32 protein-coding genes and 1 tRNA gene are annotated in these 26,136 nt (G+C 66.4%); 21 read left to right on the forward strand and 12 right to left on the reverse strand.

Translation table 11 applies throughout. The annotated features are described in order from the left end of the window. Positions 1-79 precede the first annotated feature (79 nt). The 3 genes from WKF39_RS03050 to WKF39_RS03060 all read left to right on the forward strand — a co-directional run bounded on the left by WKF39_RS03050 (position 80) and on the right by WKF39_RS03060 (position 1,617). The gene (locus WKF39_RS03050) at positions 80-988 is read left to right on the forward strand and encodes a hypothetical protein (RefSeq protein WP_340385755.1); all 909 of its coding nucleotides are present in this window, start codon (positions 80-82) and stop codon (positions 986-988) included. Positions 989-1,017: 29 nt separating this feature from the next. After that, positions 1,018-1,093 (forward strand) — tRNA-Ala (locus tag WKF39_RS03055). Between the two features lie 185 nt (positions 1,094-1,278). Beyond that, complete coding sequence (locus WKF39_RS03060; protein ID WP_340385756.1) at positions 1,279-1,617, forward strand: hypothetical protein; 339 nt, start codon at positions 1,279-1,281, stop codon at positions 1,615-1,617. A 591-nt stretch (positions 1,618-2,208) separates the two neighbouring features. Here the strand turns inward: WKF39_RS03060 and WKF39_RS03065 are convergent. Next, positions 2,209-2,883, reverse strand: a complete 675-nt coding sequence (locus WKF39_RS03065; protein WP_340385757.1) for a site-specific integrase — start codon at positions 2,881-2,883, stop codon at positions 2,209-2,211. Between the two features lie 257 nt (positions 2,884-3,140). Here WKF39_RS03065 and WKF39_RS03070 point away from each other — a divergent pair, with 257 nt between their 5' ends. The 3 genes from WKF39_RS03070 (at position 3,141) to WKF39_RS03080 (ending at position 5,714) form a co-directional block, all read left to right on the forward strand. Further along, positions 3,141-3,602 (forward strand): hypothetical protein, encoded by a 462-nt coding sequence (locus WKF39_RS03070; protein WP_340385758.1) that lies wholly within the window; start codon positions 3,141-3,143, stop codon positions 3,600-3,602. Between the two features lie 794 nt (positions 3,603-4,396). Then, a complete protein-coding gene (locus WKF39_RS03075; protein ID WP_340385759.1) occupies positions 4,397-4,603 on the forward strand; it encodes a hypothetical protein in 207 nt (68 codons plus the stop codon). A 781-nt stretch (positions 4,604-5,384) separates the two neighbouring features. Then, the gene (locus tag WKF39_RS03080) at positions 5,385-5,714 is read left to right on the forward strand and encodes a hypothetical protein (protein ID WP_340385760.1); all 330 of its coding nucleotides are present in this window, start codon (positions 5,385-5,387) and stop codon (positions 5,712-5,714) included. 35 nt (positions 5,715-5,749) lie between these two features. Here the strand turns inward: WKF39_RS03080 and WKF39_RS03085 are convergent, their stop codons facing one another. From WKF39_RS03085 to WKF39_RS03095, 3 genes are all read right to left on the reverse strand, one after another. Then, the gene (locus WKF39_RS03085; protein ID WP_340385761.1) at positions 5,750-5,914 is read right to left on the reverse strand and encodes a hypothetical protein; all 165 of its coding nucleotides are present in this window, start codon (positions 5,912-5,914) and stop codon (positions 5,750-5,752) included. 175 nt (positions 5,915-6,089) lie between these two features. After that, complete coding sequence (locus WKF39_RS03090) at positions 6,090-6,515, reverse strand: arsenate reductase ArsC (protein ID WP_340385762.1); 426 nt, start codon at positions 6,513-6,515, stop codon at positions 6,090-6,092. Then, positions 6,508-7,257 (reverse strand): MIP/aquaporin family protein, encoded by a 750-nt coding sequence (locus WKF39_RS03095; protein ID WP_340385763.1) that lies wholly within the window; start codon positions 7,255-7,257, stop codon positions 6,508-6,510. The genes WKF39_RS03090 and WKF39_RS03095 overlap by 8 nt, the downstream gene beginning before the upstream one ends. A gap of 45 nt (positions 7,258-7,302) precedes the next feature. Here WKF39_RS03095 and WKF39_RS03100 point away from each other — a divergent pair, with 45 nt between their 5' ends. Continuing rightward, positions 7,303-7,974, forward strand: coding sequence for a helix-turn-helix domain-containing protein (locus WKF39_RS03100; RefSeq protein ID WP_340385764.1), 672 nt, complete (start codon positions 7,303-7,305; stop codon positions 7,972-7,974). Here the strand turns inward: WKF39_RS03100 and WKF39_RS03105 are convergent. Together WKF39_RS03105 and WKF39_RS03110 are read right to left on the reverse strand one after the other, a co-directional pair. Next, positions 7,940-8,137, reverse strand: a complete 198-nt coding sequence (locus WKF39_RS03105) for a hypothetical protein (protein WP_340385765.1) — start codon at positions 8,135-8,137, stop codon at positions 7,940-7,942. The genes WKF39_RS03100 and WKF39_RS03105 overlap by 35 nt on opposite strands. Then, the gene (locus tag WKF39_RS03110) at positions 8,134-9,018 is read right to left on the reverse strand and encodes a saccharopine dehydrogenase NADP-binding domain-containing protein (RefSeq protein ID WP_340385766.1); all 885 of its coding nucleotides are present in this window, start codon (positions 9,016-9,018) and stop codon (positions 8,134-8,136) included. The genes WKF39_RS03105 and WKF39_RS03110 overlap by 4 nt, the downstream gene beginning before the upstream one ends. A gap of 106 nt (positions 9,019-9,124) precedes the next feature. Here WKF39_RS03110 and WKF39_RS03115 point away from each other — a divergent pair, with 106 nt between their 5' ends. The 4 genes from WKF39_RS03115 (at position 9,125) to WKF39_RS03130 (ending at position 11,730) form a co-directional block, all read left to right on the forward strand. Continuing rightward, on the forward strand, positions 9,125-9,742 hold the full coding sequence (locus tag WKF39_RS03115) for a TetR/AcrR family transcriptional regulator (RefSeq protein ID WP_340385767.1): 618 nt from the start codon (positions 9,125-9,127) through the stop codon (positions 9,740-9,742). Between the two features lie 142 nt (positions 9,743-9,884). Then, positions 9,885-10,856, forward strand: a complete 972-nt coding sequence (locus tag WKF39_RS03120) for an LLM class flavin-dependent oxidoreductase (RefSeq protein WP_340385768.1) — start codon at positions 9,885-9,887, stop codon at positions 10,854-10,856. A gap of 71 nt (positions 10,857-10,927) precedes the next feature. Then, positions 10,928-11,356, forward strand: coding sequence for a VOC family protein (locus WKF39_RS03125; protein ID WP_340385769.1), 429 nt, complete (start codon positions 10,928-10,930; stop codon positions 11,354-11,356). A gap of 29 nt (positions 11,357-11,385) precedes the next feature. Next, positions 11,386-11,730: an MmcQ/YjbR family DNA-binding protein gene (locus WKF39_RS03130; RefSeq protein WP_340385770.1), complete on the forward strand. Its 345-nt coding sequence runs from the start codon at positions 11,386-11,388 to the stop codon at positions 11,728-11,730. A gap of 2 nt (positions 11,731-11,732) precedes the next feature. On the opposite strand, the gene WKF39_RS03135 is transcribed toward WKF39_RS03130, so the two are convergent. Both WKF39_RS03135 and WKF39_RS03140 read right to left on the reverse strand, forming a co-directional pair. After that, positions 11,733-12,695 (reverse strand): DUF4349 domain-containing protein, encoded by a 963-nt coding sequence (locus WKF39_RS03135; RefSeq protein ID WP_340385771.1) that lies wholly within the window; start codon positions 12,693-12,695, stop codon positions 11,733-11,735. Continuing rightward, the gene (locus tag WKF39_RS03140) at positions 12,692-13,273 is read right to left on the reverse strand and encodes an RNA polymerase sigma factor (RefSeq protein WP_340385772.1); all 582 of its coding nucleotides are present in this window, start codon (positions 13,271-13,273) and stop codon (positions 12,692-12,694) included. The genes WKF39_RS03135 and WKF39_RS03140 overlap by 4 nt, the downstream gene beginning before the upstream one ends. Before the next feature lie 148 nt (positions 13,274-13,421). Here WKF39_RS03140 and WKF39_RS03145 point away from each other — a divergent pair, with 148 nt between their 5' ends. The 6 genes from WKF39_RS03145 (at position 13,422) to WKF39_RS03170 (ending at position 17,409) form a co-directional block, all read left to right on the forward strand. Continuing rightward, positions 13,422-13,958 (forward strand): hypothetical protein, encoded by a 537-nt coding sequence (locus WKF39_RS03145; protein WP_340385773.1) that lies wholly within the window; start codon positions 13,422-13,424, stop codon positions 13,956-13,958. A 90-nt stretch (positions 13,959-14,048) separates the two neighbouring features. Beyond that, the gene (locus tag WKF39_RS03150; protein WP_340385774.1) at positions 14,049-15,251 is read left to right on the forward strand and encodes an alkane 1-monooxygenase; all 1,203 of its coding nucleotides are present in this window, start codon (positions 14,049-14,051) and stop codon (positions 15,249-15,251) included. Then, positions 15,248-15,448, forward strand: a complete 201-nt coding sequence (locus WKF39_RS03155) for a rubredoxin (RefSeq protein WP_340385775.1) — start codon at positions 15,248-15,250, stop codon at positions 15,446-15,448. Before WKF39_RS03150 ends, WKF39_RS03155 begins: the two co-directional genes overlap by 4 nt. Beyond that, a complete protein-coding gene (locus tag WKF39_RS03160; protein WP_340385776.1) occupies positions 15,445-15,612 on the forward strand; it encodes a rubredoxin in 168 nt (55 codons plus the stop codon). Before WKF39_RS03155 ends, WKF39_RS03160 begins: the two co-directional genes overlap by 4 nt. A gap of 4 nt (positions 15,613-15,616) precedes the next feature. Continuing rightward, positions 15,617-16,816 carry an FAD-dependent oxidoreductase gene (locus WKF39_RS03165; protein WP_340385777.1) on the forward strand — a complete coding sequence of 400 codons (1,200 nt, stop codon included), beginning with the start codon at positions 15,617-15,619 and terminating at the stop codon, positions 16,814-16,816. Then, positions 16,813-17,409 carry a TetR family transcriptional regulator gene (locus tag WKF39_RS03170; protein WP_340385778.1) on the forward strand — a complete coding sequence of 199 codons (597 nt, stop codon included), beginning with the start codon at positions 16,813-16,815 and terminating at the stop codon, positions 17,407-17,409. The genes WKF39_RS03165 and WKF39_RS03170 overlap by 4 nt, the downstream gene beginning before the upstream one ends. Before the next feature lie 10 nt (positions 17,410-17,419). Here the strand turns inward: WKF39_RS03170 and WKF39_RS03175 are convergent, their stop codons facing one another. The 4 genes from WKF39_RS03175 to WKF39_RS03190 all read right to left on the reverse strand — a co-directional run bounded on the left by WKF39_RS03175 (position 17,420) and on the right by WKF39_RS03190 (position 21,574). Then, positions 17,420-17,845 carry a DUF2149 domain-containing protein gene (locus WKF39_RS03175; protein ID WP_340385779.1) on the reverse strand — a complete coding sequence of 142 codons (426 nt, stop codon included), beginning with the start codon at positions 17,843-17,845 and terminating at the stop codon, positions 17,420-17,422. Then, on the reverse strand, positions 17,842-18,612 hold the full coding sequence (locus WKF39_RS03180; RefSeq protein WP_340385780.1) for a MotA/TolQ/ExbB proton channel family protein: 771 nt from the start codon (positions 18,610-18,612) through the stop codon (positions 17,842-17,844). The genes WKF39_RS03175 and WKF39_RS03180 overlap by 4 nt, the downstream gene beginning before the upstream one ends. After that, a complete protein-coding gene (locus WKF39_RS03185) occupies positions 18,609-19,874 on the reverse strand; it encodes a PKD domain-containing protein (RefSeq protein ID WP_340386075.1) in 1,266 nt (421 codons plus the stop codon). The genes WKF39_RS03180 and WKF39_RS03185 overlap by 4 nt, the downstream gene beginning before the upstream one ends. A 143-nt stretch (positions 19,875-20,017) precedes the next feature. Next, complete coding sequence (locus WKF39_RS03190) at positions 20,018-21,574, reverse strand: phospholipid carrier-dependent glycosyltransferase (RefSeq protein ID WP_340385781.1); 1,557 nt, start codon at positions 21,572-21,574, stop codon at positions 20,018-20,020. Between the two features lie 174 nt (positions 21,575-21,748). Between WKF39_RS03190 and WKF39_RS03195 the strand changes: the two genes are divergently transcribed. From WKF39_RS03195 to WKF39_RS03210, 4 genes are read left to right on the forward strand one after another with little or no spacing between them, the layout of a single operon-like run. After that, a complete protein-coding gene (locus tag WKF39_RS03195; RefSeq protein WP_340385782.1) occupies positions 21,749-22,726 on the forward strand; it encodes a hypothetical protein in 978 nt (325 codons plus the stop codon). 57 nt (positions 22,727-22,783) lie between these two features. Next, positions 22,784-23,611 carry a 16S rRNA (cytidine(1402)-2'-O)-methyltransferase gene (gene rsmI / locus WKF39_RS03200; RefSeq protein WP_340385783.1) on the forward strand — a complete coding sequence of 276 codons (828 nt, stop codon included), beginning with the start codon at positions 22,784-22,786 and terminating at the stop codon, positions 23,609-23,611. 32 nt (positions 23,612-23,643) lie between these two features. Further along, positions 23,644-25,224, forward strand: a complete 1,581-nt coding sequence (gene metG / locus WKF39_RS03205; protein WP_340385784.1) for a methionine--tRNA ligase — start codon at positions 23,644-23,646, stop codon at positions 25,222-25,224. 2 nt (positions 25,225-25,226) lie between these two features. Further along, positions 25,227-26,105: a TatD family hydrolase gene (locus WKF39_RS03210; protein ID WP_340386076.1), complete on the forward strand. Its 879-nt coding sequence runs from the start codon at positions 25,227-25,229 to the stop codon at positions 26,103-26,105. Positions 26,106-26,136 lie beyond the last annotated feature (31 nt).

Raw genomic sequence — 26,136 nt, forward strand, 5'->3', positions numbered from 1 at the left:
GGTGGCAACCACAAGTTCTCAGGCGACACACGGCGAGGGGTGCGGAGGATGCCCGCCCGCAGCGCCTACCGTTTTCCACGTGGGCGGAAGTAGTGGATTGATCATCGCGTTTGTCGTGGCCGTGTGGGCCGCGTACTTCGTGCCCCTCGTGCTGCGTCGCTACGACGAGGCCAGCCAGAACGCCTCGGTCGAGACCTCCGGCTCGCTGGGCCGGGTCATCCGCCGCCCCACGCCGGCCGCTGCCGAACAGCCCGCATCCCCGGTCGACGAGCCGGTTGAACCGGTCCGAGCCTCGGCCACCTCCGCACCTCGTACGCTCGACCGTCCGGCCGCGCGCCTCGCCGCGAAGCGCCGCCGCCGCACCCTGCTGACCCTGCTCGGCACCACGATCTTGGTCGGTGTCCTCGCCGCCACGTCGGTCATCGCTCCGTTCTGGGTTGCCGCCCCGGTCGGGCTTGTCGTCGCATGGCTCGTCGCCTGCCGCATCCAGGTGCGCGGCGAGCGCGGTCTGGCGCGCGTCAAGGCACCCCGGCTGCCCTACATCCCCAAGCTCGGCAAGATCCCCAAGGTCGGTGCCTTCCCCAAGATCCCCAGGCTCGGCAAGGTCGGCAAGAAGACCAAGGTCGGCAAGAAGTCGACGTGGGTTGCCGACGACGAGGAAGACACAGTCATCGTCTCCGGTCAGCTCGAGGACATCAATCCAGGTCGCAAGCACCAGATGGAGGACGTCCCACTCGAGGTGACCGCACTCGACGACCAGATCGTGATCGCGGTCCCGTCGGTCGCGACCACCGGTGAAGCCTTGTGGGATCCGCTGCCGGTCACCCTGCCGACCTACGTGACCAAGCCTCGCGCCGGCCGCACGGTCCGCACGATCGACTTCGGCCAGGCGGGCGCCTGGACCTCGGGGCACATCGAGGGCGAAGACGTGAAGCTGCCCCAACGCGGCGACGAATCGGGCGACGAACGCCGCGCAGTTGGGCACTGAACCGCCTGATAAAGTCTGTCGGGCACCGAGGGGCATTGGCGCAGTTGGTAGCGCGCTTCGTTCGCATCGAAGAGGTCAGGAGTTCGAATCTCCTATGCTCCACCAGTAGAAGTAGCCGGAATGACAGTAACATCGACGCTCGGTCCGAAATGGCCTGAGGCTCGATTGGGTGTGGGTCCACGTTGAGGCCCTATAACCCATATCCGAACGACATAGCATGCGTTCTTTGGGACTACTAGACCTCGGGGGTCTCCGCGGTGAGATACCAATTCTGGCTGAGTGGCGCATTCATGGCAGTGACGCTTGTTGCTGGCGGATGTCAGTCGTCGGAGCCGTCAGCTGAATCCCTGATCGGACTTCATCTCAGTCAAGCCGAAGATATTGCTGAGGGTGGGCTTCAGGTTTACGACCTCACCACACGACTGACGACCACCGCCGATGAGTACGACCCGAACGAGGAAGAAGCCAAAGGTCGATGGACGGTGGTTGGCGTGTGCAGCCCGAGCGGAGATGCAAGGGGCAAGGACACATCAGTCGGAATCATCCCTGCAGCGGAATACAAGGGAGCAATCGAGGCGAAGGCCAAGGCCGGCGGCTACGACTATTTGATAGCTGAATGTCAGAAGTAGGTTGCCGTGGGTCGATCGCGGCAATCGTTCACGATGTGACGGGATGGTCACAGCGGACGGTGTGATCGGCTACTTCGCCTTGTGAGCAACGACCGGAGTCCCTCTACCGCAATTGCGATTGCCGGAGTGGATGGGTGGTGGGATCCGGAGAGCTTATGAGGAAGGCAAAGCTTTGGCACACGCGACTCCCCGATGGTCACACTGGGGGGCTACGACTCAAACTAGCGAAGTTGCACTCGGCCGACCACGCCCGAGGCCACGGTGAGGCCACAGCTCCTCTCGAATGGTGTGCTCGTTATCCGGCTCATTTGGTGCGACTCTCGAGCTCGAGACACGGTCTGACCTGCGCATATGGTCCGACTCCAACGTGTCAGGGTCCGATAGTGGCGTTGTCGGTCCGCAGAGAAGCGCGGCCGGTGGTCGTTCGCATCGAAGAGGTCAGGAGTTCGAATCTCCTATGCTCCACCAGTTCGACTATGTAGATAAACAGTTGTAGTCGTAGGCATTTCGGCGACGGAGACGGTGGCTTGAGCCCGCGTGGTTCACGCTCTGCCCGTCCCGGATGTCACACGGAATGTCACGGATGTCGGCTCAGGTGCCGGTTCTGGCAGTCGCGTGCACCTCACCGAGAGCCACGGCTGCGGTGTCGATGTCACCATCGCGGGCGAACAAGTAGACTGAGACGTGGACGTCGAGCCGGTGGCCGAGGTAGGCAGCGGCTCGGACGGCAGGCACTCCGGCGGAGTGCAACAAATAGGCGACGGTGTGCCTGCAACTGTGTGCCCTGATGACCGGCACGCCAGCGGCCCGCTGGACCGCTGCGAACCTGTCGGAGAACCAGCCGGGCTCGACGGGCTCACCGAACGAGTTGACCACCACGAAGCCAGTCGCGGGCCGTCCAGCCGCCAACCAACGAGCCTTGAGCATGGTCACCGTCCCGGGCTGGATGTCGTCCGGTCGGATGGTCCTACGTGAGGCCTTGGACTTCGGTGGGCCGACCACCCAGCCGCGAGGATCGGTGCCCTTGGACACCCTCACCCGCGCCCGCTTGATGGTGATGGTCCCGGCCTCGAAGTCGACCGCGTCCCATGCCATCCCGAGGACTTCCTCCCTGCGCATCCCGAGGCTGAGCATCCTCCATCCGATGGCGAGATCGTCGGTGTCGGCGTGTCTGGTGAACTTCACCAGATTGTCGGCAGTCCAGCGCTCCAGAGTCCGCTGATTGTCGGCAGACTGGTCGGTCGGCAGGGTGACACCAGTGGCCACGTTGACGGGGATGACCTTGTGGACCCTGACCGCCCGGTCTAGCGCCGACTGGAGAGTGCTCAGGGAGCATCGCGCCGTACGACGTGAGAGAGGTCGGCCCTTACGCCCACCCTCACGGATGAGCCACGAGGCGAGGCTCTCCATCGCTCGGTAGTCGAGTCGGTCGACCCGCTTGGTTCCTGCCTACATGGTGGCAGGCCGTCACAGCACCCGATCACAAGTGGAGCCAGCAGCAAAGCACACGGATCATCGGCGAGTTGGAATTGAGTCTCTTGCACGCTCTGGGAGACGTGCTGGAGGGCGCTTTTCGTGGAAGCCCGGTGTCCCCTGGAGGAGTCTTCATCGAGGGGTTGCGACAGAGCGTTGAAGATTGGCTCGCGGACCTTCGCGCCGACCCGTCGGTACTCCAGAGCGACGCGCTGCGGCTCACTCTTATCGAGAGCCTTGATCAAGTCCTCTGGCTCATCGCGAACCGAAACATGTTTGGGGATGCCCCGGTGGCTCGCGCAGCGCAGCAGACGCTAGGAGCGGTCGCGCTGGCTGCACCTCAGGTTCGGCCGGAGGGACGCGCGAAATGGAAGAAGGGTGCGGTTGCGCTGGCGCTTTACACCGGGATAGTCGTCAACACGCAGACGGCCATCGAGAGCACCGAATCGGCTGTGGTGGCCGTCATCGAGGCTGGAGAAGTCATCGTTGGCGAACTCATGGACGACGACTAGATTCGCCCCCTATGGCGCGCCGGCTCTCTGCTGAGGTCGTCCCAGCTCGACGAGCGGCTTAGCGGCATCTGGTGCTGGTGACGCCTCCGAGGCGCTCACGATGCGTTTACTTTTCGCATCGGTCTGACACCGGATATCTGGTGAGGCGGGCTTGCAAGCCGCCGTCTGCAGAGGCGAAGTTACGTGACCAAGGCAATCACGGCGAGCCCCAGAGTTAGGAATCCCAGGACACTGATCAACTTGCTCTCTCGCAGCCTCGCAATGCGCCCGGTGGCTAGGAAGATCAACACCACTACGAAGCACGCAGCGCCCGCCGCTATGAGCGCGAGATCGAAGATGAAGGGCCAGTCCATCCGCACATCGTGTCAGTTGATGGACTAAATCGCAGTGCGGTGCATCATCTCGGGGGTGGCGGGTTCTCGACGAGATGGCAAGTCCACTGGGCGCGTCCGAATCGGGGAGACACCGGATATCCAGAGGGCTGGGGAGCGAGCCTGTGGGAGCGCGTGCTCGGGGAACCGGGGAGGTAGGGGGTCTTCAGTCACGACTGAAGTGGCTCACCGATGTCACAGAGTCGGTGAGACATCGGTGGACGACGTCAGACTCAGGGACAGGAATCCCCGAGCCTGCCAGTCATCACAGGACTGCGCTGGACCTCGCCAGACGACCTCCCTCTATTCGCATCGAAGAGGTCAGGAGTTCGAATCTCCTATGCTCCACCAGTTCGACTAGGTAGATAAACAGTCGCAATTGCAGGCATTACCCCTTGAGAGACGGGGCTGAGGAGTGGCCCCGTGATCGCGAGTTCGAGTCACTGCCCCGCGATATCAGGCAGCCCCTGTCTCGTCGTGCTGGTCGGGCCGGACGATGTGGTGAAGGCGGCGCAAGAGATGAGCAAAGCACTGGGGGACTACGGGTACGGCCACATCGAATCCGTTGAGGCGAATCAGGTGCGGGACGAGTTTGTCAGCGCCGCTCGGAAGGCGCTCGGGCTGACCTGATGCTGACTGCCCGCCAGACTTGCGGACCACATCTGGGCTGACAGGATGACCCAAAGTCACGAAGACACGACGGGACGAGAGCGATGGCTGATGCGCAGGAGCGATCCCCCCGTGCTGAGATTGCTCGGGCTTGGCTCTGGACGGCTTTTGGAGTCCAGTGGGTGATTGGCGTAGTCCTTGACGACTGGTGGGGCATGGACTTTCTTGGGCAAGGCTGGTGGCTCATCCCTAGATATGCCCTCACGGCAACACTGCTTATTGCGGGTGGCATCTGGGGCTGGGAGACCTACCAGCGGCGGAAGAAAGAAAAGGCCGTCGTGCCCAACCCGGAGGAGTAGGTCGGATCGATCAGGGCGCACATGCCGGAAAATCTGGTGTGGATAGCGGGCCGGGCAGCGACTCCACCAGCGCCGTGTCTATGGGAGTGGCGGGGGTAGGGGTGCCCTCGGACGTCACGCCGATGTCACAGAGTCGGTGAGACACCGATGGATACCGGCAGACTCAAGGATGAGAATCCCCGAGCCTGCCGGTCATCACAGGACTGGGCGAGACCTCGCCAGACGACCACCCTCCATTCGCGTCGAAGAGGTCAGGAGTTCGAATCTCCTATGCTCCACCATTTTGGTTGACAGCTGGCAACACGCGGTTGCACGCTTCGAGCGGCTTCGAACCGTCTGGTCAGATGACGTTTCAAGTCGATACATTCGATGCTGTGAGCGTCGCTAGTGCGGACCAAGTTCGACCGACCGGGCACGTATGGGCCCGGAGCGGTCTGACTGCCATGGCGTTCGCAAGCCTTGCGACGCTCGCGCTCCAGGTCGTCGGACTCGTGTACGCGGTGCTGTTCGGCTTCCAGGGACTTGCGGACGAGGTCGGTGCGGAGGAGATGACGTTCAATCGTGCACGCCTTGCTCTCATCCAAGACGCTTTGCCATTGCTACTCACGTCAGCCTCAATCGCGGCGACCTGTTCGTTCGTGATCGTTCGAAGTTATGGATGGCGTTCGGTCTTGGCAGATCGGACACTCATACGATCGGCGATTCTTCTCGTCCCGGCCTTCGTGATCGCATCGTTGCTCGGTCTGGGCGTCGGCTACCTCTGGCACCTCTAAATCAGCCCGCGAATCGATCCGTCTGCGATGTGCCGTTAGTCGTCATCTCTGAACCCGGCGATGCCCTCTCCGATCAGCCAGAGCACACCGGCAACGGCTGCGAACGCCACGACTCCGGGGATCGACAGTGCCGGCACATCGAAGTCGAACAACTTCGAGACAAGACCGCTGACAAGATAGAGGACTGCCCATATCGCCACAAGGGCTCGGAACGTGCCTCTAGCAACCGCAGCCCATCTCGGGACTACATGGGCCTGGTCGCCCTCGCGAGGATCGTTTTGTGTCATCACAGACAACCTATCGCCGGATCACGCCGATGCCGCAGTCGAGTCGAGCCGAGCCGGACAACCGCCGGCATCGCTCAGCCGAAGTCGCTCATGCGGACGCCGGCTCCAGCGAGGCGATGAGCGCCTCGACGCGGGACTTGATCTCGTCACGGATCGGGCGGACCGCATCGAGGCCTTGGCCGGCCGGGTCGTCGAGGACCCAGTCCTCGTAGCGCTTGCCGGGGAAGTAGGGGCACTCGTCACCGCAGCCCATGGTGATGACGACGTCGGAGGCGAGGACGGCGTCGTCAGTCAGCTTCTTGGGCTGCTCGCCGGAGATGTCGATGCCGACCTCCCGCATCGCTTCGACGGCGGTGGGATTGATCTGGCTGCCGGGCTTGGACCCGGCCGAGCGTACGTCGATGCGGTCCTCGCCGAGGGCCTGCAGGAAACCCGCAGCCATCTGGGAGCGACCTGCGTTGTGGACACAGACGAACAGGACGGTCGGTCGGTCAGGACCAGGGCGGTCAGACATGTGATTCTCCTTGGTGGGTGTGCGGCATGGCCGCTCCAGACGGATAGAGCGCGAGGGCAAGCCCGACGCCGATCGCGGCGCCGACGACCTGTGCGACGACGAATGCGGGGACGGAGCTCGGCGCGATGCCGGCGAAGGTGTCGCTGAACATCCGACCGATCGAGACGGCCGGGTTGGCGAACGAGGTCGAGCTGGTGAACCAGTACGCGGCGCCGATGTAGGCACCGACCGCAGGTGCGACCACAACGGTGCGGTCGGTGCGGACGAGGGAGAAGATCAGCAGCACGAGTCCCGCGGTTGCGACCACCTCACCGAGCAGGTGGCCGGAGCTGGCGCGTTGGTGATCCGAAAAGGTCGTCCCGACGTCGAACATGGCATTGGCGAGCAGGGATCCGCCGACGGCGCCTGCGGTCTGGGCGACAAGATAGGGCGCGATGTGTCCGGCCGAGAATCCCTGGGGGTCGCCGCGTGACAGGAACCAGTCGGCGATCGTCACGACGGGGTTGAAGTGGGCGCCGGAGACCGGCCCGAGCATGAGGATCAGGATCGCCAGGCCGAGGACGGTCGCTGTGCTGTTCTCCAGGAGCTGGATGCCGGTGTCGTCCGGAGAGAGCTGCGCGGCCGCGATGCCCGACCCGACAACGACTGTGACCAGCAGGGCACTGCCGAGGAACTCGGCGAGCAGGCGCCGGGCCAGTGGACGCGGAGCGACAGAGTCAGGGACGGGGTCGGTATGGGTCACGTGCTCATCTTGACGGGGGACAATCGCTCAGTCAAACTCGACTCAATGAATATTGAGCGAATGACGAGGGACCGGCGCGCCACTCGGCACGCCGCGTTGGCAGACGTCGCACGACTTGCGGTCGTTGACGAGCTTGCTCTGGGGGACCGCTCGCCGAGCGAGCTGCAGGCCATCATTGGTCTGCCGTCGAACCTGATGGCCCATCACCTCAAGGTCCTCGAGGACGTCGGCATGGTCGCGCGGCGCCGCTCCGAGGGCGACCGTCGGCGCACCTATCTGACCCTGGTCGACACCGCCCTGATCGACAGCGCACCATCCGAGGAGGTTGCGGTCGGTCGAGTCGTTTTCGTCTGCTCCGCGAACTCCGCCCGCTCGCAGCTCGCTGCCGCGCTCTGGACTCGAACGAGCGACGTCCCCGTCGCATCGGCCGGAACCCACCCGGCCAGGCAGATCGCCGCCGGGGCCAAGGCAGTCGCCGACAGGCGCTCCTTGAAGCTTGTCGCGGCGGCCCCACAACCCTTCGGCGCGATCGTGAGCAGCAGGGACTTCGTCGTCGCCGTCTGCGACAGCGCCTATGAAGAGCTTGGTCCCGCGGTCTCGCTGCACTGGTCGATCCCCGACCCGGTCACGCAAGGCAGCGACATCGCCTTCGACCAGGCCTACGCCGAGCTCGATCGCCGCGTCACGACCCTTGCTCCACGACTGATTGCTTCCTAAGGTGTGCTGACTCGCCCGCGTCGAAGCTGATCGACAGATGCTCGGGACTGAGGGACTCCAGGAAGTCCCGTGCGTCAAACGCCTCGCCTGCGGTCAGTACCCCGACCTTGCCGACCCCGTCGATGGCGCGCTCCATGGCCTCGACGACGAGGGGAGCGGTCACGGCATAGATGTCGCGGCCGCTCGCCGCGGCCCGCCGCTCCAGCCGGCCGCGCGGACCACGACCTCCACCACGAAGGTCTGCGACGAGCGACCACTGTCGTCGGTCGCCGAGGGTGCGCGGGTGTCCGGGTCGGACAGGTCCTTCATGGCTGAGACCGTCATGTAGGAGCGGATCTCGGTTGACGGCAGGTGCCGCGCGATCGTGATGGTGTCGGCCATCGTGACTTCGCCGACGACGGGTTGAGTGCCCAACGGCGCTGGGAACGTCCAGTCCGTCAGCGGAGCGCTGTCGGACCGAAGCTCCAGGCGCCCGTCGGAGAACACCAACCGTCGGCCGTCCCTGCGCTGCCGGGAGACCTGACCGGCTGCCCTCGTGCCGGGCGTCGGCTCCCAGCTGCTGAGGCCGTATGCAATCGCGATCTCGTCGGCTGCGGTCCAGTCGTCCATGGCCGCCGTGGCCAGCAGGTCACCGAGACCGCCGTAGAACGCCATCGCCGGCAGGACCACGACGCCGGCATCCTGTGCGCGCGCAGCGAACCGCTCGAAGGTGTCGAGGTTGGCCTCGACCTCAGCGGCCACGTCGAGGTAGGGGATTCGGGCACGCAGTGCTGCCTCGACCACCGGGCCGGCGGTGTCGGCGAATGGGCCTGCGCAGTTGATCACGGCCGATGCGCCGAACAGGGCCCGGTCAAGGGAGGCGGGGTCGTCGATCGTTGCGGGTCGGAGGTCTTTGAGGCCGAGCTCCGCGCCGACGGCCTGCAGCTTGTCGGCGTCCCGCCCGGACAGGGTCGGGGCCCATCCCCGCCTCATGAGCTCAGCCACGACGAAGCGGCCGGTATGGCCGCTGGCGCCGAAGACGGTGACCGAAGGTGTGGATTTCATGAGTTCTCCCGTGCAAAAATGGACAGACCGGTCTGTTTCATCTCTGATGATACCGATCTGTAGCGTCTGGAGACACAGAATCACCGATCGGGATCGAGGAGCCACCATGCACGACGAGGTCGACGGGCCTGCAAGGGACGACACGGTCCGTGCGGGCGTACGGGAACGAATTCTCGACACCGCAGCCGAGCTGTTCTACCAGGAGGGCGTTCGAGCAGTCGGGGTCGATCTCATCGTGGACCGGTCCAGGGTCGCCAAGACGAGTCTCTATCGACACTTCGAGACCAAGGACCTCCTGGTCGTCGCAGTGCTCGAGCGCGACGACGTCACCTATTGGCAGCGCTGGGACGAGATCGCCCGCCAGGGGCACGACGACGCGCGCTCCGAGCTCGAGGCACATTTTCGGTGGATTGCTGACTACATCGCGCAACCGATGTATCGCGGATGCCCCTTCCTGAATGTGGCAACCGAGTTCCCGTCCGACGGGCACCCCGCTCGCGCGGTGGCGGTGCGACACAAGACCGAGCTGCGCCGGCGGCTGGGCGCCCTGGTGGCAGAGGTCGGCGGGGGCGACCCGAACGCCCTGGCCGATCAGCTGGTCCTGCTCATCGACGGGGCATATGCCAATGGCCAGCTCCTCGGCGGGCAGGGATCGGCCCCGTCGCTCGTGCCGGCCGCACTCGCACTCCTTTCCATGGCAATCGACCCGCAGGGGAACGCATGAACGCCGTACGCCACGCCGCCTAAAACGGGGCGTCAGGCTCCTCGCTGCCCTGGTGGTGGCCAACATCGGCGCTCTCATCACGCTGACCGCGCTGTGGTTCTCCCACGGGAAGCAACAGCGCGCCGCATGAGTTGACCTCGGTGTGAGGCTCTCGATCCTGGACCGTTCGCGCACGCGGACGGGTCGTCCTGAGGCTGAAGCTCTCACCGGTTCGATCGAGAGGGCGGTCAACGCCGAGCGGCTCGGCTATGACCGCTTCTGGGTGGCCGAGCACCATGCTGTCCCCGGCATCGCGAGCGGATCGCCGCCCGTGCTGCTTGCTGCGATCGGTGCCCGGACCGACCGCATCCGGCTCGGGTCCGGCGGCGTGATGCTGCCGCACCACCAGCCGATCGTCGTCGCAGAGCAGTTCCTCATGCTCGAGGCACTGCATCCTGGGCGAATTGACCTGGGACTCGGCCGCTCATCGGGATTCACCGCTCCGGTGCGGGCAGCGCTGCGGGAGCAGGACGCAGGCGGGTTCGAGGACGATCTGAGTGACCTGCGTGCCTATCTCGACGGCGACGCCTCCGTGACCGCGCGGCCACAGTCACCCGGGCGCATCCCGATGTTCGTCCTCGCCACGAACCGGGGGACGGTCGTCGCGGCCAGGCATGGCCTGCCGGTCGTGCTTGGCGGCCCGATCCTGGGTGATCCCGCGGTGGAGGAGCTGCTTGCGACCTATCGCCGAGACTTTCGCCCGAGCCCTCTGTGCGCCCACCCGTATGTCGTGGTGTCCCTCGACGTGACGGTCGCGGACGACGATGCCACGGCGCGTGAGCTGGCTCTGCCGGAAGCCTGGGCCATGGCTCGCTCCCGCCAGACCGGGGCGTTCCCGCCTCTGGAGTCGCTCCGCGACATACGAGCACAGGCGTGGTCGCCGCAGATCCGCGAGCGGGTCGACTCGGCCCTCGATCGGGCGGTCGCCGGCGGCCCACGGACCGTGAGTCGCGCGCTCGACCGTCTCGCCGATCGAACCGGCGCCGACGAGCTGCTGGCGTCCACGTCGACATATGACCGGAAGGCGCTGTTCGCCTCCGACGAGGGGCTTCGGGATCTGATTGCGGGCGCCTGAGCCCTCGTGCTCGTGCCGGATCTGGTCGATACTCAGACGACAGCCCGATTCAACCCGAGGAGACACGTTCCATGGCGACAATTCTCAACCCCTATCTGTCGTTCGAGGACACCGCCGCGGCGGCGATGACGTTCTATCAGTCCGTGCTCGGTGGCGACCTGACGACATCGACCTTCGGGGAGTTCGGGATGAGCGAGGATCCGGCCCACTCCGACAAGATCATGCACGCTCAGCTTCAGACGCCAGGCGGCTTGACCCTGATGGCGGCCGACGTGCCGCCCGATGTGGAGCTCCAGGCCGGCAACAACATGGCGATCTCGCTCAGCGGCGAGGACGAGTCCGAGCTGCGCGGCTTCTTCGACGGACTCGCCGACGGCGGCTCGGTCGACCAGCCATTTGTGCAGGCCCCGTGGGGTGACACCTTCGGCATGCTCACCGACCGCTTCGGGACTACGTGGATGGTCAACGCACTGGGTCCGCAAGCCCAGTCCGAAGGCTGATCGTCCGACCCCCCGCATAGGCTCCGGAGATGGTCACGGTCGAGGACGTGCGAGGGCTTGCGCTCACCCTGCCTCGGGCATACGAGGCGCTGGTGCGTGACCGGATCAAGTTCCGGGTCGGGAGCCTGGTGTTCGTGTCGTTCTCCCGCGACGAGACCTTGATGGGTTTCGGCTTCCCTCGGGAGGAGCGCGAGCACCTCGTCTCCTCGCGCCCCGAGGAGTTCCAGCTGCCACCGGCAGGCGACATGCGCTATCAGTGGGTCGTGGCCAAGATGGCGGCACTCGGTCGCGACGAGATGCGGGAGCTGGTCATCGACGCCTGGCGGATGTGCGTGCCCCAAGGTGTGGCCCGGGAGTTCCTCGGCGAAGTCTGACGTCAGCTCCAGCCGCGGCGCCGAGACACGAGCCGGTAGGCGCCGTAGACGAGGACTGCAATGGCAGCCCAGGGAAGCAGGGTCCCGGCAACCTCGACGACATTGTTGACCGTCGAGACCAGCGCGTTCCACCCATTGGTCAGGCCGCCCTTGAACCCGCCCGGCTCGACCGACTCGACGCCGAGCTTCTGCGCCAGGCTGACCTGAATGGTCGACAGCTCGACCTGGCCGTCCATGCTGCGCTGTTGCGACTCGAGCTGCTCGAGCTGTGACTGCCGCTTGGTCAGAGCAGACTCGGCGGCGATGATCGAGCGGTTGTTGCTGGCTGTGCCCAGGAGCTTCTCCAGCCGTCCGATCGACAGCTCGAGGGCGTCGATGCGCGCGTCGAGATCCTTCGACGCCGCAGTCACGTCGTCATTTCGGAGTGAGACCGTCTCGACCGTGCCGTACGTCTTGAGCTGCGCGATGGTCGCGGTCAGCTTGGAGCTCGGCACCCGGATGAGCAGGTCGGCACTGGCGTCCTCGCCCGTGCCGTCCTCGGTGCGGGAGTCGACGCGGCCGCCGATGCTGTCGACATACGCGCTGAGCTGCTGCGCGGTCACCCGCGGCTGCTTGACCGTGACGGAGATCGAGCCGGTCGTGATGACCTTGCGGTCGTCCTCAGGGGCGAGGGGCTTGTCGGCGCTTTCCGATCCGCTGTCTTCGAGTGAGGAGGTCCCCGGCTGCTCGATGAGTCTGGAGTCGGACTGGGAGGACGTGCCAGCGCTGTCATCGCTGGAGGTGGACATGTTGCTCAGCGCATCGACCCCGATCGAGCCGGCCCCGACGACCAGAACGCTCGCCGCGGCCAGTCCGATCGTGCGGCGAGCCCGGCGACTCCGGCGGTTGATGTCCTGATCGACGGCCTGCATGACTGAGGAGCGCATCGAAGCGATGCGGTCATCGTCGAGCGTGGGATGGTTCATGATGTCTCCCTCATGGATCGGAGGTCGGCGCGCAGCCGAGTGCGAAGGCGCGAGAGCCGGTTGCGGACCACGGCGTGGCTGACGCCGAGCTCGCGGGCGGCCAGCTCGTAGGTGTGGTCCCCGACGACGCAGAGGTCATAGAGCTGTCGGTCGGTGGGGGACAGGGCGGCGACCGCCTTGTCGATCTCGTTGCGGACCTGTCCCGCCGCAACTTCATCCTCGACGGACGCACTGTCGGGCAGGTCCGGGTCGAGCGGCCAGCTGTGCGCTCGGGCCTTCTGGGTGCGGCGGCGAGCGTTGAGGGCGGTGAACCGTGCCGTGACAAGCAACCAGGGAAGCACCGACTCGTCGACGACCGAGATCCGCCGGATCTTGTCCCACGTCGTGATGAACACGTCCTGGGTGATGTCCTGCGCCTCGTCCGCGTCCTGCACGACCGAGTAGGCCTGCCAATAGACCGGACGCACGTGCCGGTCGTACAGCTGACCGAATGCTGCTCGGTCGCCATTGGCAGCACGCTCCAGCAGGGCACGGTCCCCGATGACGGGGTTGTCGTCGATGGTCGTCGGTGTCGTCACCCGGCGCTCCGATCTGTGCAATGTGCGGACGTCTCTAACCGAAGATGTCCGGACCAGCCACACCGTCTCACGATCCCGTCCACAAGATCGGGAGTCGCCCCGTTGGGTTGTCGCTCGTAGAGTGGGTTCGAGGCAGGAGGTGGTGGATATGAAGCGTGCCGTCGTGGTGCTGATCGGCGTGGCCACTGTGATCCTCGCGGTCGTTCTGGCGTCGAGTTCCTCAACGCCCGAGGATGCCAGCGAACCCGCCGCCTCGGACACGAAGTCGACCGAGGTCGCCAAGCCAACGCTGCCCCCGCCGTCGCCACCTCCACCCCCGAAGGCGAAGTTCGACCGCACGATCTATGCCACCTCGACCCTCGAGCGTTCTGAGCTGATGCTGGACTTCTGCCGTGGACCGATCGCGATCGGTCTCGGTGATGGGCGGCCCGTGCTCGTCGCCGAGCATGACTTCTGCGGTGGGTCGGCCTGGATCCCCAAGCTCGAGATCGGTCAGGCGGTCAAGCTCAGGGGCGACGGGGTGAAGCGGGGGACCTATGTCGTCACGGCGATCGAGCACGAGGTTCGAGGCAAGGCCGAGGTCCGGGATCTGCCCCCCACGGATGTCGTTCTCCAGACCTGCGTGACCCCGGAGAGGATGGTCCTCGTCGGCGTCAACTTGTTCGATCCGACCCTGGCCTCGTGATCGGCGGATGACGGGACCATTGCCTTCCTACTTTACATTTGCTACCTTCTTGTAAAGCGCCCCTCCCAGGGCGGACCAAGGAGGAGCAGCATGACGATCGAAGCAACCGTGGACGGCGAAGTCATCCAGTGGCGTGACCGCAAGCGGCACCTCTGGATCGTGGGGGCGATCGTGCCCCTGATCCCGGTCAGCATGTGGGGCCTCTACGTCCTCACCGGCTCGAGCCTCGTCTGGTACTTCGGGCCGTTCTTCGTCTTCGTGCTCATCCCGATCGCCGACCTGCTCGCCGGTCTCGACCCCGACAACCCGCCGGATGAGGTGATCGAGGCGCTGGAGGGGGACCGCTACTACCGCTGGGTGACCTATGCGTTCATCCCCGTGCAGATCGCCGGACTGATCTGGGGCGCCTACCTCCTCGGTGGAGGCACGTTGCCGGGCATCGATGACCCGCTGACCGTCGCGGAGAAGATCGGCCTCGCCCTCGGCCTCGGCATGGTCGCCGGAATCGGCATCAACACCGCGCACGAGCTCGGCCACAAGAAGGAGGAGCACGAGCGCTGGTTCGCTCGCGTCGCGCTGGCGCAGACGTTCTACGGCCACTTCTTCATCGAGCACAACCGGGGGCACCATGTCCGCGTGGCCACCCCGGAGGACCCGGCGAGCGGCAGACTCGGCGAGACCGTCTGGGAGTTCATGCCCCGCACCGTCTGGGGCAGCCTCAAGAGCGCGTGGGGGCTGGAGAAGAAGCGCTTCGAGCGCCAGAAGAAGTCGCACTGGTCGATCAAGAACGACCTGTTCAACGCCTGGATGTTCTCCGTCGTCCTGTGGGGCGGCCTCGTTGCCGCATTCGGCTGGGAGATCCTGCCCTATCTCGTGCTGCAGGCGGTCGCGGGCATCTGGTTGCTCGAATCGGTCAACTATCTCGAGCACTACGGCATGAAGCGAGCCAAGCTCGAGTCCGGCCGGTATGAGCGGGTCAACCCGAGCCACAGCTGGAACTCCAACAACATCGCGACCAATGTGCTGCTCTATCACCTGCAGCGCCACAGCGACCACCACGCCAACCCGACCCGGCGCTACCAGGCCCTGCGGGACTTCAAGGAGGCGCCGGTCCTGCCCACGGGTTATGCGGGCATGATCGTGCTGAGCTGGGTGCCGCAGATCTGGCGTTCGGTCATGGACGAACGGGTCTTGAGTCACTACGAGGGCGACCTGAGCCGAACCAATCTCCATCCGAGGACGGCCAAGAAGTACGCGCGGAAGCATGGCGCGGTCAAGGAGGGCGCAGCATGAGCCAGTTCGTGTGTCCCAACTGCGAGTATGTCTACGACGAGGCCAAGGGCGACCCGCGCGAAGGGTGGCCGGCCGGGACGCCATTTGCGGACATCGACGCCGACTGGGCGTGCCCTGACTGTGGCGTGAGGGAGCAGGTCGATTTCGTGCCCGCGGGCAGCACGACCGAAGACATTCGAGAGGGAGACCAGGCGTGAAGCAGTGGGAGTGCCAGCAGTGCGGATTCATCTACGACGAGGCCGAGGGCTGGGAAGAGGAGAACATCCCGCCGGGCACCAAGTGGGAGGACATCCCCGACGACTGGACGTGCCCCGACTGTGGCGCGGCCAAGGCCGATTTCACGATGCTCGAGCTGGTCTGATCGCATGACGCATCGCACGGTCATCGTCGGGGCCGGAATCGCCGGGGTCAGCGCGGCAGCCGCTTTGCGCAACAGCGGCTATGTGGGCGACATCGACCTGCTCGGCGCGGAGCCGGAGCTGCCCTATCGCCGGCCGCCGGTCTCCAAGGAGATCGTGCAGGGCGTCAAGACACCCGACGAGATCCGCATCAAGAAGGCCGAGTGGTACGACGAGCAGGCGATCAACCTGCGCACGGGCGTCACGGTCGCCTCGATCGACACCGAGGCGCGTGCGCTGAGGCTCTCCGGGGATGAAGCAATCCTCTACGACCATCTGCTGCTCGCGACGGGTGGCCGGGCTCGCGCGCCGTGGTCTGCGCCCGGCATCCGTACGCTCCGCAGTCTCGCCGACGTCCCACGGCTGCAGGCCGAGCTGGCCGGGGGTGGCCATGTCATCGTGGTCGGTGCGGGGCTGATCGGCTCGGAGATCGCGGCCAGTGCGCGTGGCCTGGGGTGTGAGGTGACACTGCTCGAGACTGCGTCCCTCCCGCTCCCGAGGCTGCTGCCGCCACAGCTGGGCGAGCTCTACGTCGACCTGCACAAGACCGAAGGAACCAACCTGCACACCGGCGTCATGGTCTCCTCGATCGACGAGCATGGCGACCAGACGGTTGTGCGGTCGGTCGATGGGCGCACGTGGTCGGCGCCGGTCGTCGTCGTTGCGGTCGGCATGGAGCCCAACGTCGAGCTCGCCGACGCCGCGGGGATCGTCACCACGGCGCCGGAGCTCGGAGGTGGCATCACGGTCGACGCGCTCGGCCGGACGTCGGCGCCGGGCGTGTTCGCGGCCGGCGACGTGGCCAACCAACCCAATGGTGTGCTGGGAGGCCGGCACCGGGTCGAGCACTGGCAGGGCGCTCAGAATCACGGGACCGCGGTCGGCAAGGTCATGGCCGGTGGTGAGGTGCCTTTCGTCGAGGTGCCGTGGTGCTGGTCGGACCAGTACGGCCACAACCTCCAGGTCGTGGGGTGGCCCGACGCGGCGCATGAGCTCGTCGTGCACGGCTCGATGGCCGATCGCGACTTTGTGGCCTATCTCCTCGACGATGGCATCGTCCGCGGCGCGATCGGGATCGGCCGGCCGAGGGACATACGGACGGCGCGCGCCTGGATCTCCGCTCAGGAGCGTCTCGACGCGGTCCTCGACGACGGCTCAGTGACATGACAGCGGGAGTGCAGAGCGTCGGCCTGGTCCGCGACCGACTCCTCGACGCGGCCCAGGCAACGATCGAGGACACCGGCTGGTCGAGCGTGACGATGGCGCGGATCGGCGAGCAGGCCGGGGTGAGCCGGCAGACGGTCTACAACGAGTTCGGCACCAAGCATGGGCTCGCCGAGCAGCTCGCGATGCGTGAGCTGGGCCGGTTCCTCGAGGTCGTGCGCGAGCGCATGGCGAGCGAGACCGAGCTGGTGGAGGGCATCCGCGCCGCCTGCGAGGGAGTCCTGCTCATGGGTGAGCGGAGCCTGCTGGTCCGTACGATCATGGGATCGCTGCCCGATGAGCACGACACCGACTTCCTCAAGATCTTGACCACCGAGTCCGGCGAGATCGTCGAGTCGGCCGTGATCGTGGTCAAGCAGTCCGTGCTCGACCTCTATCCGCCGACGCCCCTGACCGACGGTGAGCTCGAGGTCGCCGTGGAGGTCGTGGTGCGACTCGTCCTGTCGGCCATCACACGCCCCTCGAAGCCGCCGGCCGATGCCGCGACCGACATCGCCTGGATCGTCGGGCTCGCCTTCAAGGGCGCCGGCGGCTAGACGGGTCTGGCTAGGGAGCTGGCGTCGGCTGTGAGGGCGCCGGCTGTGAGGGTGCCGGCACGGATGGCGCCGGGCTGGTTGGCGCCGGGCTGGTTGGCGTGAGGCTCGGCGCGCCGGCCGCGTCCTGGGTGACATAGACGAGCCGGCCGTCGGCAAGGCGATAGACCGTGCCGACCGGGGTGCCGCGCCCCACAGTCTTCGTGCCGTTGGCCGGCACGTCCTCGACGGTCTCGCCAGGTTGGGTGGTGACTTCGCCGAGCGCAGGCTTGGTCAGGCCACCTGAGCTGACGGCCCCGGAGAGCCCGAGCGACGACAGCGCCGCGAGCAGGAAGGCGACCGCGAGCACGATGCCGAGGTCGAACATGTTGACCAGCCCGTCGAGCGGGTCGCCTGCGCGGTCACTGGAGATGCGCGCCCGTGGCGTCACGTGGATCATGCCGGCGGATCCGTGTGGGCCGGAAGGGTCGTCGTCGGGCTCGATGTCGCACCGGGTGGCGGGCTCAGGGACGGGCTCGTGACGGTGTCGCGGGATGTTGTCGGCGCGGGTATCGCAGGTGCATGGGTGACGGCAGCGGCTCCCGTTCCGTCGTCGGTCAGGACCGCCGCGACGTATTCCAGATCGGAGAAGTCCTGGCCGTAGAGCCGTTCGCGTACGAGCGAGAGCGCGAGGGCGAGGGCGCCGATCAGGATGCCGAGGACCGTGATGCTGAAGGCGAGTCGCAGGTTCTCGGTCAACGCGTCGACATCGCCGCGGGCGAGGCCGTCGAGCGCCGGCGAGAGGGGGATGAGGGTCCCCATGAGGCCGAGCGCCGGCCCGAGGCGGACCAGCAGGCGAGTGCGGGACAGTCGGGCCTGCCGGGAGAAGTCGAAGTCGGCGAGCTCCTTGGCGATGCGGGTGTCAGCGCCGGGGTTGCCGACCTCGCGGACGACGACGCCGAACGCCTTCCCGACCGCCCCGCTCCACGCGACGGTCTGCAGCAGGGCGGACGCCTCCTCCGCACGGCCGGCATCGACGGCCTGGCGCGCCGAGGCGCCGGCCTTGGCAAGAGCGGGAAACGTACGCCGGCGGCGCTTGACCATCTCGACGATGAACATCCCCAGCTCGACCAGCACAGCCGCAAGGGCCAGCAGCGCGAGGATCACCACCGGCAGCTCCAGCACCTCCGCGACCCGGAAGATGATGTTGTAGATGCCGTCACTCATGTGCGTCTCCTCAGGTGGCCCAGCCGGTTGCTGACCCATCGTGCCTCGATCTCTGCGCCGAGTCCCAGCAGCAGCATCACTGCGAGGGTGCCGATCACCGCTCCATTGATCTTGCGGCCGGCGGACAGCTCAGTTGCCTGTGTCGGCTGGCTGGTGGCCTGGGTGCCCGGGATGCTCTCGCCCTCCTCGGCTCCCGCTCCGGCCAGCACGAAGCCCTCGACCGCCTCGAGTCCGTCATCGAGCGGGGTCAGGTTGTCCGGGGGCGGGGTCGCATCAGCCGGAGGATCGGCGACCGGCGGGGTGCTCGGGTCGTAGGGAGGGGTGTATCCGGTGCCACCACCCGCGCCGCCTGCGCCGCCGCCCGTGCCGCCGGTCCCGGTTCCGTTCCCGGTTCCGTTGGACGAGGACTTCGGCACGTTGCCGACCTTGACGGTCGCGGTTGACGCGCGGCCGTAGGAGCCATCGTCGCCGCGGACAGAGAGGTTGACGGAGTAGGAGTCCTTGCGCGTGTAGGTGTAGGTCGGCGCGGCCTTCTTGGACTGGACGTCGGACTTTCCGACGAAGTTCCACGCATACGAGAACGACTCGTCGCTGTCGGAGCCGATCTCGGCGGAGAACGAAACGGGGCCGGCCGTGGTGGGCTTCGCGGGAGAGGACTTGATCGTGGCGGAGACCAGCTCGCCCGTGACGTGGAAGGTGAGCGTGAGCGGGGTGCCCGGCTCGGTCGCAAAGACCTCCAGCGCGTTGACGTCCTTGGTGCCGTCGGCGAGTGGGCGGACGTAACCGACGCCGCCATCGTCCGCCACGTAGACGGCGGGGACGAGGTTGTCGGCGTACGGAGAGGTGCCCCTGAGTCGAGCGGGGCTGAGGACTGCGGGCACCTTGTCCAACCCAGGCGTCTCGGAGAAGGTGACGTCGTTCCGGACCTGGTTGTTCGGCTCAGCATCCGACTGTGCGACGAGCGCCGACAGGGGCAGGGTGTTGGGGATGCCACCCTCACGGATCGGGGTTGCTGGACCACCCGGCTTGGTGCGGATCGTGTATGGCTTCCCCTCTGCCACGAGAGCTGGATCCTTGTTGATCGCATAGGTGTAGGGGCCGACCACGCGATTGGCGACCCCGTCCTTCGTGCTGACGTACTCGATGGTGACGCAGGAGTCACCTGGCTGGCAGGCCGCGGCCTGGGCCGAGGAGGTCACGAGCGGGATCGTGACCATTGCGAGCAGAGCCGCCAGAGCGAGACGTCGTCGCCGGCGCGTCATCACTGCCGTGATTCTCACAGCTCGCCTCCCGAACGATCGTGGACTACCCAGTATGAGGTGCGGAGGGTCTCACCTGCAGAGTTCCCGCGGTCGATCGTACGAACATCCGGTGGCGCCCGAGCGTCCGGTGGTTGAAGATCGGCTCAGATCCACCGGTCGAACCACATGCGGTCGTGCCAGGAGTCGTAAGGGATGATCTTGCCGGTGTAGATCGGGTGGAAGAACCAGAACGTCACGACGACCGCGGTGAGGAAGATGCCCGCGAAGAGTCCGACGACATAGCGGTGCCGCGGTGACTCGGCCGCACGGGCGAGCTCGGCCAGGACCAGCGAGATCGCGATGATCGTGAACGGGATCACGACGACGGCATAGAAGGAGAAGATCGGCCGGTCGGCATTGAGGAACCACGGGACCCAGCCGGCGAGCACGGCGAGCACCGGGACGCCCCAGCGCCAGCTGCGCGTGACGATCCAGGCAACAACCGACGCGAAGAGTGCCAGCACACCCGACCACCAGATGATCGGGTTGCCGAGGATCAGGACCTCCCGCAGACACGTGGACCCGGACCTGGCCCCGCACTCGGTCGCAGGCATGTCGCCGGTGTACTCGACGCCGACGGGTCGCTCCATCACGAGCCAGCCCAAGGGGTTGGACTGATAGGGATGTTGCTCGGCACTGTCGAGACCCTGGGTGTGGAAGTCGTATGTCATGACGTGGAAGTGCCACAGAGACCTGAATGCATCGCGCGTCTCACCGAGGAAGCCAGTGGTCGGCCGGTCGACGTATGAGCCCCAGGGCGCCGAATAGTCACCGTAGCCACGGCCGAAGCGTGCCTCGAACAGCTCGTGGTGGATCAGGAAGCCTGTCCAGGTCGTGACATAGACGAGCCCGGCAACCACCACGATCGAGACGAACGCGGGCGCTCCGACGACCAGCGTCGTGGTGACCCAGCCGTGCCGCCTGACCGGGGAGTCCTTGGGAGCGCGGCGCCGCGCCAGGACCTCCCAGATCACGGTCAACACCCCGAAGACCGCCAGGACGTAGAGGCCGCTCCACTTGGTTGCGCATGCCATCCCGAAGCTGATCCCGGCGAGCAGCTGCCACGGGCGGATGATCCGGTAGCGATCGAGCCGCTCCCGGATCCAGTCCCGGTCAGCAACCAGGCAGGCGACACCGCAGACCAGCCAGAATGCGAGGAACACGTCGAGCAGGGCGAGCCGGGACATCACGAAGTGCATCCCGTCGAACGCCAGCAGCAGCCCTGCAAAACAACCGAGGACGGTCGACCCGGTCATGCGGCGGACCAGGCGAGCGAGCACCAGGACGGTCAGCGAGCCGATGACCACCGCGGCGATGCGCCAGCCGAAGGGGTCCAGACCGAACACCGCCTCGCCGAGCGCGATGACCCACTTGCCGCCGTCGGGATGCACGATCCACGAGGGATCTCCGGTCAGCAGACCGGTGGTGTCGCCCCGTTGAACCTGCTTGTTGGCGGTGTCGACGAAGTCCTGCACATAGCCGTGACCCAGCAGTGAATAGGCATCCTTGGCGTAGTAGGTCTCGTCGAACATCAGGATGCGGGGCCTGCCGACGTTCCACACCCGGATCACGAAGGCGAGGATCGCGACGGCGATCGGCCCGATCCAGCCCCACACGCGATCTGACCACCTGTAAGGGGACAGACGAGCCAGCAATGTCACCCCGCCAGCGTAGGTGAGCCCGTGGCGCGGTGGATTCTCAACCTCATTCGACCGAATGAGGTTGAGAATCCACCGCCCGACAGGCGGGTCCACAGAAGGGTGCGGGACGAGCGCTGTCCACAGCAGCAGATCGCGCGGTGGAGGAGGGGAGCAGCGACGCTGCAATCTGCTGACATGAGACCCCCGCGACCCGTCCCGGCCCGCCTCGCCGCCCGCGCGTTCAGCCGGGACGAGGCGCGCAGCGCCGGCATCACCCCCAGGATGCTCCAGCACCAGCGCTTCGTGGAGATCCATCCGTCCGTCTACCGCCTGGACGACGTCGGGCTCGACGACAGCGGACGCCTTCGCGCGGCGCAGCTGGCGATGCCGGCCGATGCCCGAGTCAGCCACGCGTCTCGGCTGCGCATGCTGGGACTCGAGCGTGGAGACCTGACCCCGTTCCACTTCACTGTCGGCCGAGACCTGCACCTTGACATCCCCGGCATCACGCTGCACCGGACAGTGCTCATGCCGGCGCACGACGGCGTGGCGGTCAGCGTCGAGGCTGCGTACGTCGGATACGCGGCGACGGCACGAACCATCGACCTGATCGCTGTCGGCGACTGGCTGCTGAATCGGGGACACCTAACGGTCGGGTCGCTGGTCTACTTCATCCACGCCCAACCGTGGCGCCCCGGCGCGGGACAGGCTGCGACCGTCCTGCGTCACCTTGACGGACGAGCGCGCTCGCTGCCGGAGTCCGAGACCCGTGCGGCGCTGGTGTTCGCCGGGCTGCCCAAACCTGAGGTCAATCGGGACGTGCGGGCCGATGACGGCAGGTTCCTCGGCTGCGGTGACCTCGTCTACCTGCTGTTCAAGCTCATCGTTGAGTACGAGGGCGGACAGCACTGGACCAGCGCCGTGCAGATCGTCAGCGACGTCGACCGCTATGCAGGCCTGCGCCGCGCCGAATGGGAGTACGTGCAGGTCACCAAGCGACATCTCAGGAGCCCGAAGTCGATGGTGCGGGCCGTACACCGCGCCCTGGCGGCTCGCGGTTACAACGGACCAGCGCCGGCCTTCGGGCCTCGCTGGGACTCGCTCTTCGGCCAGCCCATCCCCGCCCCGACCTGGCGGACGCGGGTTGGATCGCAACCTCAAATGCCCCTGTGAGGTGGAGAATCCACCGCGCATCGGGGCTGGGGCTGGAGGGCCTGAGAGGATGACGGAATGCTCATCCTCGCGGCGACGCCGATCGGTCAGGTCGCCGATGCCAGCGGCCGTCTCGCCGATGCCCTCGCATCGGCCGACGTCGTGGCCGCCGAGGACACCCGGCGGCTCAAGCGCCTCGCTGCCGAGCTCGGGATCGAGATCACGGGACGGATCGTGTCCTATTTCGAGGCCAACGAGGAGCGTCGGACGCCCGAGCTGGCCGAGCTGCTTGCCGGCGGATCCACTGTCGTCCTGGTGACCGACGCCGGTATGCCGAGCGTGTCCGACCCCGGCTACCGGCTGGTGGTCGCCGCGATCGCTGCCGATGTCGCCGTCACGGCGATCCCCGGGCCATCGGCCGTGCTCACGGCTCTTGCCGTGTCGGGCCTGCCCGTCGACCGATTCTGCTTCGAGGGCTTCCTCCCGCGCAAAGCAGGTGAGCGTACGCGCGCGCTGTCCGAGCTGGCCGCCGAGCGCCGCACGATGGTGTTCTTCGAGTCGCCGCACCGCACCGAGGTCTCGCTCCGGGCGATGGCCGAGGTCTTCGGCGCCGAGCGGGCCGGTGCTGTCTGCCGTGAGCTCACCAAGACGTATGAAGAGGTGGCGCGCGGCGGGATCGGGGAGCTCGTCGCGTGGGCGGCCGGGCAGGAGCACGGAGTTCGCGGCGAGGTCACGATCGTGGTGGGCGGGGCGGGGCCGGACACCCGGACATACGAGGCAGAGGACCTCCGTGAGCTCGTCACCGCGCGGCAGGCCGACGGCCTGAGCCGCAAGGACGCGATCGAGCAGGTCGCGGGTGAGACCGGTGTGCGCAAGAAGGATGTCTACGACGCAGCGCACTCCTAGGGCGTGCCGGGAGCACCACTAGGATTGAGGTCGTGTCCGAATCCACGTTCTACGTCACCACGCCGATCTACTACGTCAACGATGCTCCACACATCGGGCACGGCTACACGACCGTCATGGGCGACATCATCACGCGGTGGCACCGCCAGCGGGGCGAGAGCGTCTGGTACACCACCGGCACCGACGAGCACGGCGAGAAGGTCCTGCGCAAGGCGGAGGCCAACGGCGTCACTCCCCAGGAATGGGTCGACAAGCTCGTCGAGGAGGAGTGGCGGCCGCTCCTGCAGACCATCGACGTCGCCAACGACGACTTCACACGTACGACTGACCAGCGCCACCTCGACGGGGCGCAGGCGTTCTGGATCGCACTCAACGAGCGCGGCGCGGTCTACAAGGGCGAGTTCTCGGGCTTCTACAGTGTCGGCGCCGAGGAGTTCGTCGGTGACGACGACGTCATCGACGGCGAGGATGATGACGCTGGGTTCAAGGTCTCCAAGCTCGACGGCAGCCGGGTCGAGCTGATCGCGGAGGAGAACTACTTCTTCCGCCTGAGCGACTACCAGCAGAAGCTGCTCGACTTCTATGAGGCCAACCCGTCGTTCATCCAGCCCGAGTCGGCACGCAACGAGGTCATCTCATTCGTGAGCCGTGGGTTGCGTGACCTGTCGATCTCCCGCTCGACGTTCGACTGGGGCATCAGCGTTCCTTGGGACGAGAAGCACATCTTCTACGTATGGATCGAGGCGCTCCTCAGCTACGCGACGTCGGTCGGCTACCACAACGACCGTGAGCGCTTCGACGAGGTGTGGCCCGCGGGCATCCATCTGGTCGGCAAGGACATCGCCCGGTTCCACGCCGTGATCTGGCCCGCGATGCTGATGGCGGCGGGCGAGTCCGTGCCGCACCAGGTGTTCGCCCACGGCTGGCTGCTCGTCGGCGGACAGAAGATGAGCAAGTCCAAGGCCAACGGGATCCGACCCGACGAGATCGTCGACACCTTCGGATCCGACGCCTATCGCTATTACTTCGCGCGTGCACTCACCTTCGGCAGCGACGGCTCGATCTCGTGGGAGGACATCAGCGCTCGCTATCACGCCGAGCTCGCCAATGGCTTCGGCAACCTCGCATCGCGCGTTGCGGCCATGATCGGCAAATACTTCGGCGGATCCCTGCCCGCTGCCGGTGCCACGACAGCGGCCGAGCAGAAAGTCATCGATGTCGTCGCCGAGGCCGTCGCCGAGGCGGATGCGGCGATCGAGGCCGTGGCGCCGCAGGACGCGCTCAGTGCGATCTGGCGCATCGTCGATGAGCTCAACGGCTATCTCACCGAGCAGGCGCCGTGGAAGGTCGCGAAGGATGATGCAGCCGGCGACCGGCTCGCGACGATTCTCTCGACTGCCGCGGAGGGGTTGCGTGTGCTCGCGGTCGTGCTCAACCCGGTCACCCCGAAGGCGTCGGCCGTGCTGTGGGACTCGCTCGGCGCCGGGCCCGCGCTCGGCGCACTGGCCGACCAGCGCATTGACGCCGTGGCGGCGTGGGGCCAGCTCCCGGTGGGCGCGACGATCACCAAGCCCGCCTCGCTGTTCCCGCGCATCGAGACCGCCGAAGAGTGACGATCACCGAGGGGTGGCCCGACGCGCCGGAGGCACTGCCCTCACCTGTCGTGGACAACCACTGCCACCTGGATCATCGGGCGTACGGCAAGCGCCAGGAAGAAGGGGAGAGTGAGGGCGGGCTGCTGATCCCCGTCGACGAGGCGCTCGACCGCGCCGCGGCGGTCGGCGTCACCCGCATCGTGCAGGTCGGCTGTGATGTGGCGGGTTCGCGGTGGGCGGTCGAGACCTCGCAGGCATACGACTCCGTTGTTGCTGCCGTCGCGCTGCACCCCAACGAGGCGCCTCGCCTGGCCGAGCTGGGTGCGCTCGACGACGCGCTGCACGAGATCGACGCACTGGCCGGGTCGCTGCACGTACGGGCGGTCGGTGAGACCGGGCTCGACTACTTCCGGACCGGCGAAGGAGGACGTGCGGCGCAGCATGAGTCGTTCCGGGCGCACATCCAGATGGCCAAGCGGCACGACAAGGCACTCGTGATCCACGACCGGGACGCACACCGGGACGTCCTCGCGGTGCTGGACGATGAGGGGACCCCGGAACGGACTGTCATGCACTGCTTCTCCGGCGACGCCGACTTCGCCAAGGAGTGCGTCAAGCGCGGCGCGTACCTGTCGTTTGCCGGCACCATCACCTTCAAGAACGCTGAGAACCTCCGCGAAGCGCTCCATGTGACACCTTCGGACCGTATCCTTGTCGAGACCGATGCGCCGTTCCTCACACCGACACCGCATCGCGGGAGACCGAACGCATCGTTCCTGATCCCGCACACCGTGCGATTTATGGCTGAAATTACAGGCAAATCGGTCGACAAGATGTGCCAGGACATCGATGCGAACACCGATCGTGCCTTCGGGGGCGCCTGGCCGCACAGGATTTGACCTTCGAAGGAGCGTCGTTATGGTGGAAAGT

Source organism: Aeromicrobium sp. (assembly GCF_037719875.1).
In the GTDB taxonomy this organism is placed as follows: Bacteria; Actinomycetota; Actinomycetes; order Propionibacteriales; family Nocardioidaceae; genus Aeromicrobium.

What these genes read in the sequence shown, in the direction of transcription:
- WKF39_RS03130 (WP_340385770.1), top strand. Translation starts at nt 11,386, where the DNA reads ATGGTCACGGTCGAGGACGTGCGAGGGCTTGCGCTCACCCTGCCTCGG.
- WKF39_RS03125 (WP_340385769.1), top strand. Translation starts at nt 10,928, where the DNA reads ATGGCGACAATTCTCAACCCCTATCTGTCGTTCGAGGACACCGCCGCG.
- WKF39_RS03145 (WP_340385773.1), top strand. Translation starts at nt 13,422, where the DNA reads ATGAAGCGTGCCGTCGTGGTGCTGATCGGCGTGGCCACTGTGATCCTC.
- WKF39_RS03100 (WP_340385764.1), top strand. Translation starts at nt 7,303, where the DNA reads ATGAATATTGAGCGAATGACGAGGGACCGGCGCGCCACTCGGCACGCC.
- WKF39_RS03115 (WP_340385767.1), top strand. Translation starts at nt 9,125, where the DNA reads ATGCACGACGAGGTCGACGGGCCTGCAAGGGACGACACGGTCCGTGCG.
- rsmI (WP_340385783.1), top strand. Translation starts at nt 22,784, where the DNA reads ATGCTCATCCTCGCGGCGACGCCGATCGGTCAGGTCGCCGATGCCAGC.
- WKF39_RS03135 (WP_340385771.1), bottom strand. Translation starts at nt 12,695, where the DNA reads ATGAACCATCCCACGCTCGACGATGACCGCATCGCTTCGATGCGCTCC.
- WKF39_RS03060 (WP_340385756.1), top strand. Translation starts at nt 1,279, where the DNA reads ATGGCAGTGACGCTTGTTGCTGGCGGATGTCAGTCGTCGGAGCCGTCA.
- WKF39_RS03155 (WP_340385775.1), top strand. Translation starts at nt 15,248, where the DNA reads ATGAGCCAGTTCGTGTGTCCCAACTGCGAGTATGTCTACGACGAGGCC.
- WKF39_RS03165 (WP_340385777.1), top strand. Translation starts at nt 15,617, where the DNA reads ATGACGCATCGCACGGTCATCGTCGGGGCCGGAATCGCCGGGGTCAGC.
- WKF39_RS03195 (WP_340385782.1), top strand. Translation starts at nt 21,749, where the DNA reads ATGAGACCCCCGCGACCCGTCCCGGCCCGCCTCGCCGCCCGCGCGTTC.
- WKF39_RS03185 (WP_340386075.1), bottom strand. Translation starts at nt 19,874, where the DNA reads ATGACGCGCCGGCGACGACGTCTCGCTCTGGCGGCTCTGCTCGCAATG.
- WKF39_RS03175 (WP_340385779.1), bottom strand. Translation starts at nt 17,845, where the DNA reads ATGATCCACGTGACGCCACGGGCGCGCATCTCCAGTGACCGCGCAGGC.
- WKF39_RS03150 (WP_340385774.1), top strand. Translation starts at nt 14,049, where the DNA reads ATGACGATCGAAGCAACCGTGGACGGCGAAGTCATCCAGTGGCGTGAC.
- WKF39_RS03080 (WP_340385760.1), top strand. Translation starts at nt 5,385, where the DNA reads ATGGCGTTCGCAAGCCTTGCGACGCTCGCGCTCCAGGTCGTCGGACTC.
- WKF39_RS03170 (WP_340385778.1), top strand. Translation starts at nt 16,813, where the DNA reads ATGACAGCGGGAGTGCAGAGCGTCGGCCTGGTCCGCGACCGACTCCTC.
- WKF39_RS03180 (WP_340385780.1), bottom strand. Translation starts at nt 18,612, where the DNA reads ATGAGTGACGGCATCTACAACATCATCTTCCGGGTCGCGGAGGTGCTG.
- WKF39_RS03110 (WP_340385766.1), bottom strand. Translation starts at nt 9,018, where the DNA reads ATGAAATCCACACCTTCGGTCACCGTCTTCGGCGCCAGCGGCCATACC.
- WKF39_RS03090 (WP_340385762.1), bottom strand. Translation starts at nt 6,515, where the DNA reads ATGTCTGACCGCCCTGGTCCTGACCGACCGACCGTCCTGTTCGTCTGT.